At 30.9% G+C, this 18,372-nt stretch carries 13 protein-coding genes; 4 read left to right on the forward strand and 9 right to left on the reverse strand.

Annotated elements, in window-relative coordinates:
• Positions 1–6: 6 nt before the first annotated feature.
• From BLT70_RS11970 to porU, 5 genes are all read right to left on the reverse strand, one after another.
• Complete coding sequence (locus BLT70_RS11970; RefSeq protein WP_091894716.1) at positions 7–306, reverse strand: hypothetical protein; 300 nt, start codon at positions 304–306, stop codon at positions 7–9.
• Positions 296–532, reverse strand: coding sequence for a hypothetical protein (locus tag BLT70_RS11975; protein ID WP_091894718.1), 237 nt, complete (start codon positions 530–532; stop codon positions 296–298). Before BLT70_RS11975 ends, BLT70_RS11970 begins: the two co-directional genes overlap by 11 nt.
• A gap of 116 nt (positions 533–648) precedes the next feature.
• A complete protein-coding gene (gene cdd / locus BLT70_RS11980; RefSeq protein ID WP_091894720.1) occupies positions 649–1,131 on the reverse strand; it encodes a cytidine deaminase in 483 nt (160 codons plus the stop codon).
• A 74-nt stretch (positions 1,132–1,205) separates the two neighbouring features.
• On the reverse strand, positions 1,206–2,336 hold the full coding sequence (gene porV, locus BLT70_RS11985) for a type IX secretion system outer membrane channel protein PorV (RefSeq protein ID WP_091894722.1): 1,131 nt from the start codon (positions 2,334–2,336) through the stop codon (positions 1,206–1,208).
• Positions 2,337–2,374: 38 nt separating this feature from the next.
• Positions 2,375–5,770, reverse strand: a complete 3,396-nt coding sequence (gene porU / locus BLT70_RS11990) for a type IX secretion system sortase PorU (protein WP_091894724.1) — start codon at positions 5,768–5,770, stop codon at positions 2,375–2,377.
• A gap of 197 nt (positions 5,771–5,967) precedes the next feature.
• Between porU and gldJ the strand changes: the two genes are divergently transcribed.
• Both gldJ and murF read left to right on the forward strand, forming a co-directional pair.
• Entirely contained in the window at positions 5,968–7,647 is a 1,680-nt protein-coding gene (gene gldJ, locus BLT70_RS11995; RefSeq protein WP_091894726.1) for a gliding motility lipoprotein GldJ, read from the forward strand.
• 322 nt (positions 7,648–7,969) lie between these two features.
• Positions 7,970–9,226 carry a UDP-N-acetylmuramoyl-tripeptide--D-alanyl-D-alanine ligase gene (gene murF, locus BLT70_RS12000; RefSeq protein WP_091894728.1) on the forward strand — a complete coding sequence of 419 codons (1,257 nt, stop codon included), beginning with the start codon at positions 7,970–7,972 and terminating at the stop codon, positions 9,224–9,226.
• Positions 9,227–9,310: 84 nt separating this feature from the next.
• Here the strand turns inward: murF and BLT70_RS12005 are convergent, their stop codons facing one another.
• Positions 9,311–10,162 (reverse strand): N-acetylglucosamine kinase, encoded by an 852-nt coding sequence (locus BLT70_RS12005; protein WP_091894729.1) that lies wholly within the window; start codon positions 10,160–10,162, stop codon positions 9,311–9,313.
• A gap of 1,115 nt (positions 10,163–11,277) precedes the next feature.
• Here BLT70_RS12005 and BLT70_RS12010 point away from each other — a divergent pair.
• Both BLT70_RS12010 and BLT70_RS12015 read left to right on the forward strand, forming a co-directional pair.
• Positions 11,278–12,030, forward strand: a complete 753-nt coding sequence (locus BLT70_RS12010) for a tyrosine-protein phosphatase (RefSeq protein ID WP_091894731.1) — start codon at positions 11,278–11,280, stop codon at positions 12,028–12,030.
• 11 nt (positions 12,031–12,041) lie between these two features.
• A complete protein-coding gene (locus tag BLT70_RS12015) occupies positions 12,042–13,133 on the forward strand; it encodes a nucleotidyltransferase family protein (RefSeq protein ID WP_091894733.1) in 1,092 nt (363 codons plus the stop codon).
• Positions 13,134–13,828: 695 nt separating this feature from the next.
• On the opposite strand, the gene BLT70_RS12025 is transcribed toward BLT70_RS12015, so the two are convergent.
• The 3 genes from BLT70_RS12025 to BLT70_RS12035 form a co-directional block, all read right to left on the reverse strand.
• Positions 13,829–14,128, reverse strand: coding sequence for a GIY-YIG nuclease family protein (locus tag BLT70_RS12025; protein WP_091894737.1), 300 nt, complete (start codon positions 14,126–14,128; stop codon positions 13,829–13,831).
• Positions 14,129–14,891: 763 nt separating this feature from the next.
• Positions 14,892–17,300 carry a polysaccharide biosynthesis tyrosine autokinase gene (locus BLT70_RS12030; protein WP_091894739.1) on the reverse strand — a complete coding sequence of 803 codons (2,409 nt, stop codon included), beginning with the start codon at positions 17,298–17,300 and terminating at the stop codon, positions 14,892–14,894.
• A 2-nt stretch (positions 17,301–17,302) separates the two neighbouring features.
• Positions 17,303–18,229, reverse strand: a complete 927-nt coding sequence (locus BLT70_RS12035) for a polysaccharide biosynthesis/export family protein (RefSeq protein WP_231962694.1) — start codon at positions 18,227–18,229, stop codon at positions 17,303–17,305.
• Between the last annotated feature and the right edge of the window lie 143 nt (positions 18,230–18,372).

The following is an 18,372-nucleotide window of genomic DNA, read 5'->3' on the forward strand; positions in this document are numbered from 1 at the left end:
TCCAAATTATTTCTTTTTTTTAATAGGATCTTGATATGTGTTGAATACTGAATAAATATAAATTTCCTCATTTGTAAATTCATAAATAATGATATATGGAAATCTTTTAAGTGCTAACTCTCTAAATACTGGTTTTCTTTTTATTTGAAAATTAACTTTACCTTGTTGAAGTGTTTTAAAATAACCATCTAAATAATTATAAAATTCCAATCCTAAACCTTTTCTTACTTTTTCATACCATTCAATAGCTTTATCTATTTCAATTTGCGCAGCAGGATCAATCGTTAAAATAGGTTTAAAAACCATATTTCTGTCGCAGATTTAGCTTTACTTCTTCCCAACTTTTTCCTACAGTTTTTCCTTTTAATCTTTTTTGACGACGTTCTTCTATAATTTTATAATGCTCTTCTGATACTATAGAAACTGAATTAACAGCCGACATGGAATCAAAAACACCATTTAAAACATCTAGTTTTGTGTCATCTTCAATAAAAAGTTGAAATTGATTAATTATTTTATCCCTTAATTCCATAATAAACAGATTGTAACTTACACAAATATAATAAAACGAAATTTGCTTTTTATACCTCTCTAAAATTAAAACTTTACAGAAACATATTGTATTTGAATAATTAGTTTTTTCTAATCTTATAAATAAGAACTATCAAAAGAAAAAGGTAGTAAAGAAAGTAATGAATCTGTTTTTACAATTTCTCCAACTTCTCCCATAAACAAAACCTCGAAAGATTGTTTTTGTTTAATTTCATATTCTGATAAAGATTGTCTACAAGCGCCACAAGGGCCTACAGGTTTGCTAACTTCTTTAATTGTTGAACTTGCGGTAATTGCTAATTTTAAAATTTTTACACCTGGAAATTCTGATCCAGCCTTCCAAATGGCAACTCTTTCTGCACACATTCCTGATGGATATGCTGCATTTTCTTGATTATTACCTAAAACAATTTCATTATTTTCTAACAATAAAGCTGCTCCTACATTAAATTTAGAATAGGGAGCGTATGCTTTTTTTCTTGCTTCTACAGCTTTATCCATCAACATTTTATCTTCTGAAGAAAGTTCTGATACATCCTTAAAAAGGACTGCTGATGTTGCTATTTCAATTTTTCTCATAAATAATGGCGTCAAAAAAAGCAGCCTTTTTTGACTGCTTTTATTCTTGTAAACTTACTAAAAATTTATTACAATTAATAATTGTCATAAATTTCTCCTAAATCAAACGATAAAGAAAAGCGTAATGAGTTTTCTAATGGGTTATTTACATCAGAACCATTTATTAAATAAGACAAATCAACATTTAATGCATTGGTCTTAAAACCAGCACCTAACGTAAAATATTGTCTATTCCCTTTGTCTTCACTTTCATGAAAATATCCAGCACGTAAAGCAAAAGCATTGTTGTATAAATATTCTGCTCCTAAAGCATAGGTAAATTCTTTCATTTCTTCGCTAAATCCTCCTGGAGCATCTCCAAAAGAGCTAAACATACCTTCAATCCAACCTTGATCTTCATCTGCTGTATCATCTCCAGAATAAGGCACTAATAATTTAGTAAACTCTACTGTTGTAGAAATAATATTGTAATCGTCTAAAATAAAATCGAAACCTCCACCTAATTTTAAATTTGTAGGAATAAAATCTTCTTCTCCCGGAGTGTAAGAAACTTTAGGTCCTATATTGGCAATATTGAAACCAATTCTATAACGTCCATTAAAATTACCATAGTTTTCTTCAAAAGATTGATAATATCCAGAAACATCTACACCAAAAGAATTAATGGGTTGTAAGTTACTATTGGTTCCATTAAAAGTTAAATTAGAACGAATATATTTTAAAGAAACTCCCATAGAGAAAGTTTCACTTAATTTTAAAGCATAAGAACCTGTTGCTACCAATTCATTTGGGTTAATAGAACCATTATCGCTACCATCATTATTTGTTAAATTTATTTCTCCTAAAGAAAAATATTTAAAATCTGCTCCCCAAGCAGAGTTTTCGCTAAACCTATTAATATAAGAACCACTTCCTACAAAAATATCATCGGTTAAATTACGCAACCAAGGCGAATACGTTAATCCCGTTTTTATTTGTCGATCACTAAAAACAATTTTTGCTGGATTGTGAAATAAAGAAAAAGCATCTGCTGTTGTAGCAACCCCCATATCTCCCATTCCTGCTGCTCTAGCATCTGGTACTATCAATAAAAAAGGAACTGCTGTAGTAATTCCTCCAATATCATCTGTATTTATTGTTGTTTGTGCGCTTGTTTTTAAACTTACTAGAGCACAAAGTGCTATACAAAATCCAATTTTCTTCATTTTCTGTTTTTCTCGTTTGTTTTACAAATATCTAATTTTTATTGCAGTATTACTAATTTTTCATACTTCTCTGAAACCAAATTATTCGTTGTAGATTTTACTCTTAATTTATAAATATATACTCCTTTTCCTATTTTATTTCCAAAATCGTCTAAACCATTCCAAGTAATACTTCTAGATAAATTACCTGTTGTTTGTACATTCTGATTAATGGTTTTTACCAATTTACCAGACACAGTAAAAATTTGAACCTGAACCTCTAAAGGTTCATTTGGTTTGTTATGATTAAACCAAAACTCTGTATAATTTACAAACGGATTTGGATAATTTAATACGTTTTCTAAATTTAAAATCGCATCACTTACTACCACAAAATTTAACGTTGTTTCTGATGAGTTATTGTAAGTATCCCATGCTTTTAATTTTAAAGTATGCGGCCCAACTTCTAAATCACTTAAAGTATAGGTTACTTTTCCTTTAGAAAAATCGTTAAGTTCTGTTTGATAAAAATCATTTAAAATAATTGGGTTTGTAGTATCGCCATCTAAAATACCCACAATATCATGATCTACCGCAGTTATAGAAGTATTAATTCCGCTAGCATCAAATAAAACTGCTATTAAATTAGGAGAAGCATTGGTATTGCCTCCATCAATAAAAGACTCATCATTCATAAATAATTTTATTTCTGGTCCAAGTGCATCATCAGGCGCATTTTCATCGATTCCACCAACCACAACATCAAAATTATAACCTGCTTTATCTATTTCTCCATTTTCTGCATAAAAACTTAATTTTCCTTTCCCGTAAGCAATTTTAATATCTTTTGGCACAATAAAATCAAAACTAAAAGCACCATTTTCTACCGTAGATTTTCCTCTAAACAACTTACTATCTTGTGTATCAAAAGTCATTTTAATGCCATAACCATCATTATCTAACGTCGTTTTATCAATTAATTTGTCGAAAACAGTAGTAGAAAGTGTCCCATTAAAATCGGTTAAAACTGCATTTAAATTATCGGTTACAACACCTTCAAATTTCACTTTTGATAAAGCTCTTATAGTATCTAAAGACGTTGTTATATCCACATCATTCATTTTAGTAATGCGAATGTTTGGTTTCGGAATTGCTAATTTCATGGCAGGATCGCCAAAAGAATAAATAAAGAATTTTTGCGTGCTAGAAAAATTATTTTTCGTGGTCATTAAGGCTTCTGCTATTGTAAAATCCTCATCATTAAATGCGAGTAAAACACGAATCAAAGCTTCGTTAAAATTTTGGCCAACAGTAATATAAACCTCTCTTGTAGTTGTTATCATACTTGCAGCTCCTCCTGTTTCATTTTTTAGCGTGAGCTCGCCCGCAGTAATTCTACTTGGGTTATCGAATCTAGAAAAATCGCAAGTAACTGTAATTAAAAGCGGCAATGTATTTGGGTTATTAAAACCTTGAATTTGTGGAACATCTAAAATTCTTTCTGTAGCAAAACCATCTTCTCCTCCATGACCAAAATAATCAAAAACCAAAGTTCCTTTTTCGATGGCATTTGTAATTGCTAAGTTTACATCTGGATAGCGTTCTCCTCCAGATGAATTTTCTTGCACATACGCATCTGAATAAATTTTATTGATATTAAAAATTGGTTGATTTGCTTTAATTTCGTCTGCAATAGATTCTACACCTTGTTCTAAAACTTCTTCGCCAGTGGCATCAATATCATCGGCAACCAAAGTGATTGTATTTCGCCAATCTCCAATGGTATTTTTATTGTAATAATTTAAAATTTTATCAACAACAATTGTTGCTTCAGAAATTGTAGAAACAGGAATTCTACTAGATGCGATATCTACCGTATGACTGCTAGACATCGTGCCTTCATTATCATCCATCATTACATAAAAATCGTCTGTAACCCAAGAACTCGCTAAATTAAAACTAATTGTAGACAGTTTTACAGGTACAATATTATTATTAGCTTGTATTCTGTCTTTATAATCATATGAAGCATCTCCAAAAAAGCAGACATATTTTAATTTTTTATCTTCGGATGAATTTGTATCGTATACATGTTTTATAAAATCTCTAATTCCTGTAATATCTTTAGAACCAGAAGAATACTCATTATATATTTCATCTAACAAAACGACTTTGGTTGTTAAATTGGAATTATTTTGATGATAATCTGCTAATCTTTGTGCTTGTGCAGAAAGTTCTGAATTTGTTATTACAATATAATTAATGTCATTTAAAGCATGTAAATTCTGATTTATAACTTTAGAATTATCAACTGTTTCTGGTAAATAATAATCGCTGTCGTCTAAAATAATATATTCTTTTAAACTTGCTGCATTGTCTTTAAACGTAAAATCATTTGTAATACTTTCATTTATTATTAGCTGCGGATTAATTGCTGTTGTTACATCCCAAACTTGAAAAGCATTACTTCCGTTTGTTATTTGATATTCAACAACTCCAGTTGCATTTGCTTGCGCTAAACTTCTAAATGAAAATTGATAATCAGAAAAAGACAATTTCTTTTTTCCAACAATTTCTATATAATCTAAAAATGCATTTGCAGACGGGTTTCCATTATTATTAAACGTAATTGCAACTTCAATACTTTCGGCACTGTTTGTTATGGTTCCATTTCTTTCTACATCGTATGCTTTTGTTAATGAACTTGCATTTACCATAGGGTAACTAATAGTAAAAACATCTTTGGCGTTCACTTTTACATCCATAGTAGAGGAAGCTACCGAGTTAGAAACACCTCTTACTCTTACATTTAAATCTGTATTTGGGGCAGCATTTTTAAACGGAATTTTAAAACTCTGTGTATTTACAATATTAAAATCTTCTGTAAAAAACCATTGTGTACCCACTGCAAAAAGACTTTTTTCTTCTTTTTCATAAAAATTAAAATCATCAAAAACACTTATTTGAGAAGTAGCACTTGTTGTAATTGGTGTTTTGGGAGTTATTCTTTTTCCGTCCGTATCATTTACTGTAATAAAATAATACGCTTTATCAGAATAAATATTTTGTCTGTGTTTTATAGAGTTTGCACTCACATTTACTTCCCAATCATGAGGACCTTTTGCATAAAAAAGGATATAATCAGAATTATCAAAAGAACCATCGCTTTCTCCTTCTATATAAATAGCGTTTTCTTGTAGGCCATCATATCTAAAATCACTATTTAATTCGGGTAAAAGTTGACCTCCATTACCATAAATATGTATTTTCTTCGGATTTAATCCGCTGGTAGAAACACCTATTCTTTGCAATAAATTTCGATCAATCTTAAATACACCCGTTGTATCTACCGAAAACTTATACCAATCTCCAGAAGACAAAACGGAATTTGAACGCTGAGCTACACTAAACTGTACTAAAAAGAGGCAAAAAATAAGAAATAACTGTTTTTTCATATAAGTATTCAAATAACGCAAATAATTTTTAGATATTTTATTGATGACAAATATAAATTATACTAAAGTAAAAAAGCAATCGTTTATTAAGAATAAGCATAAAAATGATTCGTTAATTTTTACATTTTACTTGTTAGAAATTATATTTATTGTAAATTGCATCACTATAAAACACCCTATTAATATTAAATTAGGAAATGAAAAACATTTTTAAAATAACATTAGTTGTTCTAACAACAGTACTGTTAACTAACTGTAATAGATCGAATGCTAATAAATCTAGGTTAACTGGTTTATCTTTTAACGATCCAAAAAACGGTAACTTTATTAAAGGTAACGAAGATGCTGGCCAAAAACCACCATTAGGTATGGTTGCAGTAGAAGGCGGTACTTTTACTATGGGGCAAGTACAAGACGATGTAATGTTCGATTGGAATACAACACCAAGAAAACTACATGTACGTTCTTTTTATATGGATGAAGCAGAAGTCACCAACTCTGAATATTTTTTATATGTACAATATATGAAGAATGTTTTTCCTCCATCCGAAGAAAATTACAAACATATTTATAATGCTATTTTACCAGACACGTTAGTTTGGAGAAAAAGTTTAGGAAATACAGATATTTTATCTGAAAACTATTTTCGCCATCCTGCGTATTCAGATTATCCTGTGGTTGGTGTTAGCTGGTTGCAAGCAAACGAATATTGTAAATGGCGTACAAATGCTGTAAACCTAAAAAACTTAATAGATAAAGGTCATATTAAAAATATTTTTGAACAAGATTCTATTAGCAACTTTTTTGATACAGATGTTTTCTTAACAGATGCTACTCAATTATTTAATGGTGATTCTACCGTTTATAAAAAAGGGGTAGGTAGAACTTTAAGAAAAAAAGGAGACCCAAAACGTACGAGAGGTTCTTTTCAAGGTAGAAAAATTACCCAAGCAGATGGTATTTTAACACAACGTTTTAGATTACCAACAGAAGCTGAATGGGAATTTGCAGCGAAAGCAAATATAGAAAACCGAGAATATAACAATATTAGAGGTAGAAAAAAATATGCTTGGAATGGTAAATATACTAGAGAAAAAGGAAAAAGAGATAGAGGAGATCAATTAGCAAACTTTAAACAAGGTAACGGACAATATAGTGGTTTACCAGGTTGGAGTTCTGATGGAGCTGATATTCCTAACAAAATAAAATCATATCCTCCAAACGGATTTGGATTGTATGATATGTCTGGAAATGTAGCAGAATGGGTTGCAGATGTGTATAGACCTATAATTGACAATGAAGCTAACGACTTTAATTATTTTAGAGGAAATATATTTACCAAAAAAATGATTGATGAAAATGGTAATGTTGTTATTGCTGCTAATGATGAAAGCGCTGAAGTAGAATTCGACACATTGCCAAATGGTAAAATTATTCCTAAGCAATTACCAGGAACTATTAAATACATTCCAATTACTAAAGACGATGCTACATTAAGAAGAAACTTTTCTGTTTCTAACAATGCAAATATTGATGATGGCGATTTAAACTCTTCACGTTTTTACGAAGATGATGAAGATGAATTTAAATCGAAACCAAATATGTACAACTCACCTAAAAGTCCAACAATTGTAACAGATGCCAATGGAAAAACAACTTTTACAAATGATGACAAAATGAGAACTACGTTAATTAGTGATAATAGTAGAGTGTATAAAGGTGGTGCTTGGTCTGATAGAGAATATTGGTTAGATCCTGCGCAAAGAAGATATTTACCAGAATACATGGCAACAAGCTTTATTGGTTTTAGATGTGTATCTGATAAAGTTGGACCAATGTCTACAGGAAAAAGAAAAGCTAGAAACCCTAGCAGATAAGACATTAACAATAAAAAAAATACCTCATTATTTGAAAGATAATGAGGTTTTTTTATACGCTAAAAAACAAGTAAATCAACGACCTCGCCTCACGGGTAAGAGGTATGCTTCCGTAACAAACATCTTAGATTTCAAGGCAAGCCTTGGCGAATTAAACCCTTGGCTATTGATTAAATAATTTTTAGTATTTCTAACACCTTTTCGTTATGCTAAATTTTACAACTTTAACTTTACTACGTTTTTAAAATTATTGCCCTAACAAGGCAAAAAATAAATTTACAAAATTCTTACAAGAATTAGCGCTTTTAAGTATATTTAAAAAATGAAAATAGCCAATCTATACAATATATATCGTCAACATTTTCTGGTAGATACAGACACTAGAAACATCAGAAAAAACACCATTTTCTTTGCGTTAAAGGGCGAGAATTTTAATGGAAACACATTTGCCGAACAAGCTTTAAAACTTGGCGCAAGTTATGCCGTTGTAGATGAACCTGCTTATAAAACATGCGAAAATATCATTTTGGTTACGGATGTTTTAAAGACGCTACAAGAACTAGCTAATTTTCATAGAAAACAATTACACATTCCTGTTATTGGTTTAACAGGTAGCAATGGTAAAACGACAACCAAAGAATTGATAAACGTTGTTTTAAGTAAAAAACTTAATGTTACAGCCACTAAAGGAAACTTAAATAATCATATTGGTGTACCGCTCACACTACTTTCTATGACTGATAAAACAGAACTAGGAATTGTAGAAATGGGTGCAAATCATCAAAAAGAAATTGAATTTCTATGCACTATTTGCGAACCAGATTTTGGTTATATCACCAATTTCGGAAAAGCACATTTAGAAGGTTTTGGAAGCTTAGAAGGTGTTATTAATGGAAAAAGTGAACTATATACGTACTTACAAAAAAATAATAAAACTGCCTTTGTAAATACAGAAGACGCTATTCAAGTTGAAAAAACAAAGGAAATTAAAGCCGTTTTAATAAATACTGATGAACTTCAGTTTTTAGAAGTAAATCCGTTTGTAAAACTTAGGTATAAAAGTATACAAATTCAAAGTAATTTAATCGGGAAATATAATTACACAAATATTGCTGCAGCAATTACAATTGGCGATTATTTTAAAGTTTCAGAGAATGCTATTAAAGAGGCAATAGCATATTATACTCCAACAAATAATCGCTCTCAAATAATAAAATCAAAAACAAACACTATTATTTTAGATGCTTATAATGCAAATCCATCAAGCATGAAAGTTGCAATTGAAAATTTTGAAGCAATAAAAACAACATCAAAAGCTATTATTTTAGGTGATATGTTTGAATTGGGAAAAGAAAGCTTACAAGAACATCAAGCAATTGTTAATTTGGTAACTTCGCTTAATTTTAAAGAAACTTATTTTGTTGGAGAGAATTTCTATCAAACAAAAACAGATAAGACTCAATTTAAAACATATCAAGATTTAGAAGCTTTCATCAAAAAAAATCCTCTAGAAAACCAATCAATTTTAATTAAAGGCTCTAGAGGAATGCGTTTAGAAAGAATTTTAGATTTACTGTAATCGTCTTTCGTTGGCCGTTGTTGGTTGACCGACTTTCGTCCTTCGATTTTCGAAAACCGATAAACGAACAACGAATTTCGATTCCTATTCAATCAAATTTTTATGATATTCTAATAAATTATCAATAGGTCTTTGAATTACATCTGTAATTTTTAAATCATATTTTTCGGCAACTTCTTCTAAAATATCTCTAAAATAGAAAGCGATTGAACCTATAAAGTACAAAGGTGTTTCGTCTCCTTTTTCAAAAGGTAAAACTCTATATTTAAAGAATTCCTGAAAACCTTTCTTAATAATTTTTTTAATGTATTTATCTTCTTTAAATTCAAACATAAATTGCGCAAAGTTTGCTAAATACATATTCGGATTTTGTTCTCTGTACAAGTTTTTCTTCACAAAATCTGCCTCCATATTAAATTGACTCTCAAATTTTTCTGCAATTTTTTTAGGCATTCTGTCATAATAATAAGCTCTTAACAATCTTTTTCCAAAATAATTACCACTTGCTTCATCCATAATAACATATCCTAAAGAAGGCGTTTTCATATGAATATTTTCTCCGTCAAAATAACAACTATTAGAGCCCGTACCTAAAATACAAACTATTGCCGGTTTATTACCAGCAACGGCATAAACGGCTGCGAGCATATCTTCTGCAACTACCACTTTAGCATTGATAAAAATAGATTCTAAAACATCTTTTAAAATTTTTGTTGCTACAGGAGTTCCACATCCAGCGCCATAAAAAAAGATTTCTGTAACTTCTTTTTTTATTTTAATCAATTGAAACATGTTTATAATCCTGTTTTTCAACTCAACCTCTGAAATTACTTCAGGATTTAAACCCAATGTTCTTACCCTAAATGCTTCATTTTTATCTTTATTGATAGCTATCCAATCTGCTTTTGTAGAGCCACCGTCTGCAATTAAAATCATAATTCTCTTATTTTACTCAAATATATTACAAGTTAAAGTCTTATACAATAGTTTAAGAAACTTCAATCGTTTTCGTTTTAAAAATAACACATACCGGTATGATTATTTTCCAGCTGATTTCGCAAATAACCGCAGATCATTATCGGTAGAATGAAAAGTGGTTTTACAAAAAACATCCAAAATTAACGTCCTTGCGAGGTACGAAGCAATTTTATGGTTAAGTATACATATTCTTAAAGATAATTTCGTCAAAAAAGTCTTCTAAGGTCGAAAAGCATCATGAGATTTCTCGGCGTTCTTAGCTTCAGAACACGTCATTGCCAGGCACGAAGCAATCTCACTAAAATACACGAACTTTTTAATAAATAAAATACTTTTATTTAATTCGTCTGAATACAGGTTCTGATTATAGTAACGCTCCTTAATTTATCATTCCGAAATGAGCTTTTTTAGCGATGAAGGAATCTTAATGTTAGGTACTTCTAAACTATGAGATTTCTCGGCGCTCATATCTTCGCTTTGTCGAAATGACAGCAAGGTATATAACAAATTGCTTTAATCGTACCTCTTTCGCAATGACGGATTACATTTAAAAATCACAATCTTAAACCGACATACTTTTATTTTTCGTAGTAATTCAAAAGATATGGAAAGGCTAAGTGTCCAAAGAGTGGAACGGTCTGGACACGATAGTGGAATATCTTGTAGAATTCGAGAAAAATAAAATAAGTCTAGATTTTTGTTTCTTTTCAGCAATGGAAAAGAAAAGGTAAAATAGGAAGGAAATTTATATGGTGTGAGAAATCTCATAATTAGTTAATACAAATGATGAGATTTCTCGGCGCTCATATCTTCGCTTTGTCGAAATGACAGCAAGGTCTTTAACTTGTTACAATATCATTCCGAAATGAGTCTTTTTTTGGCGATTGAGGAATCTAAATATTTAGGACTTCCAAATGAATAGATTGCTTCAATCGAGTTTGCTTCTTTTATCGCAACAAGCTTTCGCAATCACTTTTAAACTGTAAACTCTAAAAACAGCATAATTCAAAAACTCACTACCTCAATACTTATTATCAATGGGAATATTGTAAATTAGCATCAAATTATTAGAAATGTTTTTTTTTAAGAAAAAAGAAATTCCGTTAAGTGATTTTTTTCCTAACGGATTCGTAGATATTCATTCTCATTTACTCCCTGGCATTGACGATGGTGCAAAAGACTTAGAAGATTCTATTGCGTTAATTCAGAAAATGGCTTCATACGGGATTAAAAATTTCATTACCACTCCGCATATTTTAGGTGAAATGTATCCAAATACACCTGAAATCATAAAGGGAAAGCTTCAAGAAGTTAGAGAAGAACTCGTAAAAAGAAATATTACCGATATCACCATTGATGCTGCAGCAGAATACATGATGGATGAGCAGTTTTCTATACTATTAGAAAAGGATGAAATCCTCACATTAAAAGATAATTTAGTTTTGGTAGAAATGTCTTATTTTAGTCCGCCTTTAAACTTATTTGATATATTATTTCAATTGCAATTAAAAGGGTACAAGCCTGTTTTAGCGCATCCAGAACGATATATATCCTATCATAACGACTTTAAAGTTTATCAAAAATTAAAAACTGCAGGATGCTTGTTTCAATTGAACTTATTGTCATTAACTGAGCAATATGGAAAAGGAGTTCAAAAAACGGCTGAAAAGCTATTAAAAGAAAACCTATATGATTTTGTGGGCACAGATACACATCATCAAATGCATTTAGAATTATTGCGGAAAATTGGGACTCCCAAGAATTTGAAACAACTAGCGCACATCATGAAAAGCACCGTTCAGCGATTTGGAAAGCAGACAAAATAAAGAACATAAAGATGACATATAAAGAAACGCTATTTTTTATAGGCCAAAGTCTAACTATTAATCATAGCAAAGAAAATAAAGATGCTATTGAAAAACAATTGAAAGAAAACCCGGTTGATTGGGATGCTATTGTCAAAGTAAGTACTGGTCATTTTGTATTTCCTGCTTTATATTGTAATTTAAAACGCGCCCACTTTTTACACTATCTCCCCGAAGATTTGGTCAATTATATGGTGCATATTACGGACTTAAACAGAGCTCGTAACCAAAAAATCATAGACCAAGCCAAAGAAATTAACGAGCTGCTCTTAGCCAACAACATCACCCCTATTTTTCTAAAAGGTACAGGTAATTTACTAGAAGGCTTGTATGAAGATATTGGAGAACGCATGGTGGGTGATATTGACTTTATTGTTTCAAGGGATGAATACCTAAAAACAATCTCTACATTAGATAAAAATAATTACAAAATCATAAAAGAGAGTGACAATTACAGAACCTTCCATTGGCATTACCCTGCTTTGGTAAATCCTGAAAAAATTGGAGCCGTTGAAGTGCACAATAAAATTCTTAAAAAGCCTTATGATTATCTTTTAGATAATAACATCCTGAAAAAGGATCTAATTAAAAAGCAGGAAACCCACTTTTTATCTACTAAAAATAAACTATTAAATGCAATACTCCCAAAAATCATAAATGATCATTTATATTATTCTCAAAATATTTCATTAAGAACAATGTACGATGTTTTTTTAATTTCTAAAATTGAAGAATCACAAATTGATATAAAAAATAAAGCTATATTTAAAAAATTTAATAGTGTCTTAGGATGTATCCAAATGGTTTTAAATTGTTCTGAAACTATAAAAATAGAGAAAACAAAAGGTTTGGAAAATTATAAAAGAAACTATATATCACGATTAGGCAACTCAAAAAAAGTAAAAATCAAATCTGATATTATCGACTATCTAATAAAATATAGAGAAAAGATGTTCATCCTAAAAATGGCATTTTATGATCCTGAATACAAGAATTTTGTACTCAAAGAATTAGCTAAAATCAATTTTTACAAAAAACTGTTAGGCTTCAAATCGACAATTTAGTGCTAACCAACGTCTTATTTCTGGCAACATATGTAAGCAAATAAACACTTGTTTACTTCTGAAAGTTCCCACTATCATTCCAAAATGATTTTTTTTTTAAGAGATTCCCGAATCTCATTATAAGTAACACATGTCATTCCGAAATGAGCTTTTTCAGCGATTGAGGAATCTTCTTTGTTAACTACAATACTTCTTACAAACAACTCTAATTTATGAGATTTCTCGTCGTTCGTACCTCGCTCTGTCGAAATGACTTTTGGGTAACGCCTGTCATTCCGAAATGAGCTTTTCAGCGATTGAGGAATCTTCTTTGTTAACTACAATACTTCTTACAAGCAACTACAATTCATAAGATTTCTCATCACTCGTTCCTCGCTCTGTCGAAATGACAATTAAGTCTCACATGTCATTCCGAAATGAGCTTTTTCAGCGATTGAGGAATCTTCTTTGTTAACTACAATACTTCTTACAAACAACTCTAATTTATAAGATTTCTCGTCGTTCGTACCTCGCTCTGTCGAAATGACAATTGAGTCTCACATGTCATTCCGAAATGAGCTTTTTCAGCGAATGAGGAATCTTCTTTGTTAACTACAATACTTCTTACAAACAACTCTAATTTATGAGATTTCTCGTCGTTCGTACCTCGCTCTGTCGAAATGACATTCGTTATTAAATAATAATAGGTGCATACCTCAAAAAACATCATGATTCAGAAACTCCCAATCTGGATTAAAATTCGTGATTAGTATTCTTTTCTTCTCTCTTCTCCAGCCTTTTAATTCTTTTTCCCTTAAAATAGCAGCATTAACGTCTTCAAATACTTCATAATATAATAAATAGTAACAATTGTACTTGCCTGCGAATGATTTTTTAGCATTTCTACTATCGAAATAATGTTGAGAAAGTCTTCTTTGAATGTCATTTGTTACTCCAACGTAAAGTACCGTTTTGTTTTTATTTGTAATTATATAGACAATATATTTTTTAAACATTATTAAAAATAATAATTTTAGTTTAAATATTTATGGTTTATTGTCCCTTTTACTTCATTTTATCGAATGACCTTTAGAATTAATTATAAAGTAAAACAGCATTCCGAAATGAGCCTTTTAAGGCGATTGAGGAATCTTCTTTGTTAACTACAATACTTTTTATAAATAACTCTAATTCATAAGATTTCTCGGCGATCATTCTTCCCTCTGTCGAAATGACATTTGGGTTTATAAAATAAAGTTAGTCTGTCATTCCGAAATGAGCTTTTTTAAGCGATTGAGGAATCCCATTAATAGCGACTCAAAATTATGAGATTTCTCATCACTCGTTCCTCCCTCTGTCGAAATGACAATTAGATCACGCATGTCATTCCGAAATGAGCTTTTCAGCGATTGAGGAATCTTCTTTGTTAACTACAATACTTCTTACAAACAACTACAATTCATAAGATTTCTCATCACTCGCTCCTCCCTCTGTCGAAATGACAATTAGATCACGCATGTCATTCCGAAATGAGCTTTTTTTTTAGCGATTGAGGAATCTTTACTGTTAGCAACTCTACTTACTATAAGTAAATCTAAATCATGAGATTTCTCGTCGCTCGTGCCTCGCTCTGTCGAAATGACTTTTAGGTCTAGCATGTCATTCCGAAATGAGTTTTATCAGCAATTTCCGAATCTCCTATTAATAAATTCTCAACATCACTCTAACAAACATCTCTAAAATAAAAAAAGGAAGCAATTTGCTCCCTTTCCTATAATTTTAACTTAAAATCCTTTTATACCACGGTTTTTTAACCCGTTCTACATACGCGTTACCATAACCATAACCATAACCATAACCATAACCATAACCATAACCTCTTGTCATATCGGTATCGTTTAGCACAATGGCCATGTTTGGCAATTTCTGCTCTCTGTATAGAGTTTGCGCTATGTTTAACATACGCTTATCTAAATAATTGGCTCTTGTAACATATAAAAACATATCTGCATATTTCGCCACCAATAGCGTATCTGTTACTAAATTAACAGGAGCTGTATCGATAATGATATAATCATAATCTTTTTTAACCTGCTCAAATAAATCTTTCACTCTATCACTTAACAATAACTCCGCCGGATTCGGTGGAATCACACCAGATGATAAAATATCTAAGCCTTTAATTTCTGGAATGGAAAACTTAATCTCATCTATAGATATCTTATCATTGGTGATATAATTGGTAATACCTTTTCTTTCTGCGATACCCAAATATTCGGTAACCTTAGGAGCTCTTAAATCTAATCCTACTAACAGTACCTTTTTATTAGATAAAGACAAAGCGGCAGCTAAATTGATAGAAATAAAAGATTTCCCTTCTCCACTGGTGGTAGAAGTTACAAAAACAGTTTGCCCTAAACCATCCGTTTTCGATGACAACATAAAATCAAGATTGGTACGAATTAAACGAAAGGATTCTGCTGTACTCGTCCTTGAATCATTACCGATCACTACCTTAGCATCCGTTTCAGAGTGCGGCACATCACCAATAAAAGGGATGCTGGTCAATTGCTCGATATCTTTTCTTGAATGAATCTTCGTGTCTAAAACATTTTTTACATACACAAAAAGAAAAGGAATTAGCAAGCCAATAACTAATGCGGCTAAATACACTATTTTCTTTTTTGGTGAAACAGGCACCCCATTACTGTAGGCATAATCTATAATTTTCGCATTAGGCACGGTAACTGCCAATGAAATGGCGGTTTCTTCTTTTTTCTTTAACAAATACGAATACAACTCTGCATAAATTTGTTTCTGTCTTTCAATATCAATCATTCCTCGCTCTATCAAAGGGATACTTGCTGTTTTTGCACCAACCTTTGATGCTTCTGTATTTAACTGCTGCAACTGAATTTCTAAGGACTTTTTTAAATTGTCTAAACTGGCTAATAAGTTTTTATTGAGGGTTGAAATTTGACTTTGAATTTCAATCAATTGGGGGTTCTTTTCTCCTGCAGTGACCAATAATTTATTTCTTTGCATCACCAATTCATTATAACTCATGATAGCTGTAGAAATACTAGCATCCGTAAAGCCCAAATTGGTAGGTAAGACATCATACTCTTCAGATTGCTTGATTAATTTCTTTTGAATCCAATCCGCCAAACTCAATTCACTTTTAAGCGTAACTATTTGTTGATTGTTCATGGAAACCGCCTCTAATGCAAGTTCTCCTTCTGCAGACAACCCAGTAATACCAAACTTTGTTTTATAGGATTTTACATTATCCTGTATCAATGCCAAATCATTCCCTACACTTAATAAACGATCTTCAATAAACACTTTGGTTTTGGTAGAAACAATATTTTTATCTTTAATGGCATCTATATTATATTGTATCACTAATTCATCAAGTATATCTTCAATCTTAGGTTTTAAAGCTCCTTGTAAACTCATAATTAAAACGCTAGAATTCTTATCCACACTGCTAATACTTATTTTACCTCTATAAGTATCAATAACATTGTTTCTATTAGAAAGTTTAATTAATAAGTTTAATTCTCTTAAATCTTCTTTTGAGTATTTATCAAATAACTCCGACGGCATCAATTTAAACTGACCAATTTCAGAATTTATCAATTCATCAAGTTTCGTTGTTAAAATCAAATTACCTTCTAAATCTTGTAATTCTATATCTTTGGAATCTTTGAAAATAAGCTTAAAAATAGTGTCTTTATCTCTAAAATCTTTATTTTTTTTTATAATATTTATCTCAATAGGTGTTTGATCATAAAGTTCACTTAATTTCACTCTACCCTCTTTAAAATATGAAATTGTTAATTTTAAAGAATCAACTACATTTCCGATAATTTTACGCGATTTTAAAATTTCAATTTCATTGTCCGTATTGTTAGCAGACCCCCCACCAATAATCCCTAGATCTTCAAAAGCAGCCAATTCTGCAGAAACTCCTGACTTATTATTATCCTTTATCATAATAGAAGTAGTAGCATTGTACTGAGGAGTAGTATACCGTAAATATATAAAAGCCAATGATAGTGCCAAAATACTTCCAATTAGAAACCATTTCCAATGGGTGAGATATTTTTCTAATTCTTCTCTAATATTTAAGGTCTCAGAAGTTTCTAATCGGTTGGAAAACTCTTTTTCGTTATTTTCTTGCATTGTTATCTTATGATTAGCGTTATGATTCCAATAAGCAGACTTGTGACAGAAATAATTAAGCTCGTGTTTGAATTGGAGGATGCCGATTGAATAGAGGCATAATTTTGTTCTACATAGACCACATCATTTTGTTGTAAATAGTATACTGGTGAAGTAAATATGTTTTTAGACAACAAATCTACTCGATATTGTGTTTTTTTACCATTTTCTTCTCGTTGCACTAAAATGTTATTTCGTAAAGCAGAGATGTTTAAATCGCCTGCCAAACCAAGCGCTTCTAAGATGGTGATCCGTTCATTGGGTATGGTATAACTACCTGGATTACGAACAGCTCCTAACACCGTCACTTTGTAATTGGTAATCCGAACATTGATATTTGGATTTAAAATATAATCTGGGGCTAATTTATGTTTTAAAAATGCAATAAGCTCATCTCTGGTTAAGCCTCCTATTTTTAACTTCCCCAACACCGGAAAATCAATCTCTCCTTTGGTATCTACCAAATAGGTCTGCAGTTGAGGGGTACCAGTTGCTGTATTTGAAGTTGTAGCATAATTGACCGCTGCCAAATTAAAAGGCCTTACGGCTTCTGTATCTAAGGCAGTAATGGTAATCTGCAATACATCATCGGGTTTGATGATGGTTTTATAACTGTTAGACACTTTAGATTGATCTATTGCATCATTTTGAAAATAGACAATGTCTTTTTTAGACACACATGACGAAATCAAAACAATGGCAAAAACAAAAAGGATATTATTACTTTTTTTACTCATACTTATTTTTTTTGCTAAAATAACATAAATTTTAAAATACTTGCTAATTTTATCTACTTTAAGCGTTAGTATATCGAATCTCAGTTCGATTAATTTTGATTTTTTATCAAAATTGTATCGAGAACATTTTTTGACTGTAAAGTAACCAATCATCTCGATACAAATTTATTCCTACGTCATAAATTCACTCGATGTGACAACAACCCAAGCTGTCCGTTCGAGTGAATTTAACGAATGATAATGAGTGAAATTTGTATCGAGAACCATTATTAGTTAAAAATCACCATAACATCTTG

Origin of the sequence: Polaribacter sp. KT25b, assembly GCF_900105145.1 — a bacterium.
GTDB lineage: Bacteria > Bacteroidota > Bacteroidia > Flavobacteriales > Flavobacteriaceae > Polaribacter.

Coding starts and splice junctions, on each gene's coding strand:
- porV (WP_091894722.1), bottom strand. CDS start 2,336: ATGAAGAAAATTGGATTTTGTATAGCACTTTGTGCTCTAGTAAGTTTA.
- murF (WP_091894728.1), top strand. CDS start 7,970: ATGAAAATAGCCAATCTATACAATATATATCGTCAACATTTTCTGGTA.
- BLT70_RS12030 (WP_091894739.1), bottom strand. CDS start 17,300: ATGCAAGAAAATAACGAAAAAGAGTTTTCCAACCGATTAGAAACTTCT.
- BLT70_RS12035 (WP_231962694.1), bottom strand. CDS start 18,229: ATGATTGGTTACTTTACAGTCAAAAAATGTTCTCGATACAATTTTGAT.
- cdd (WP_091894720.1), bottom strand. CDS start 1,131: ATGAGAAAAATTGAAATAGCAACATCAGCAGTCCTTTTTAAGGATGTA.
- BLT70_RS12025 (WP_091894737.1), bottom strand. CDS start 14,128: ATGTTTAAAAAATATATTGTCTATATAATTACAAATAAAAACAAAACG.
- BLT70_RS11970 (WP_091894716.1), bottom strand. CDS start 306: ATGGTTTTTAAACCTATTTTAACGATTGATCCTGCTGCGCAAATTGAA.
- gldJ (WP_091894726.1), top strand. CDS start 5,968: ATGAAAAACATTTTTAAAATAACATTAGTTGTTCTAACAACAGTACTG.
- BLT70_RS11975 (WP_091894718.1), bottom strand. CDS start 532: ATGGAATTAAGGGATAAAATAATTAATCAATTTCAACTTTTTATTGAA.
- BLT70_RS12010 (WP_091894731.1), top strand. CDS start 11,278: ATGTTTTTTTTTAAGAAAAAAGAAATTCCGTTAAGTGATTTTTTTCCT.
- BLT70_RS12015 (WP_091894733.1), top strand. CDS start 12,042: ATGACATATAAAGAAACGCTATTTTTTATAGGCCAAAGTCTAACTATT.
- porU (WP_091894724.1), bottom strand. CDS start 5,770: ATGAAAAAACAGTTATTTCTTATTTTTTGCCTCTTTTTAGTACAGTTT.
- BLT70_RS12005 (WP_091894729.1), bottom strand. CDS start 10,162: ATGATTTTAATTGCAGACGGTGGCTCTACAAAAGCAGATTGGATAGCT.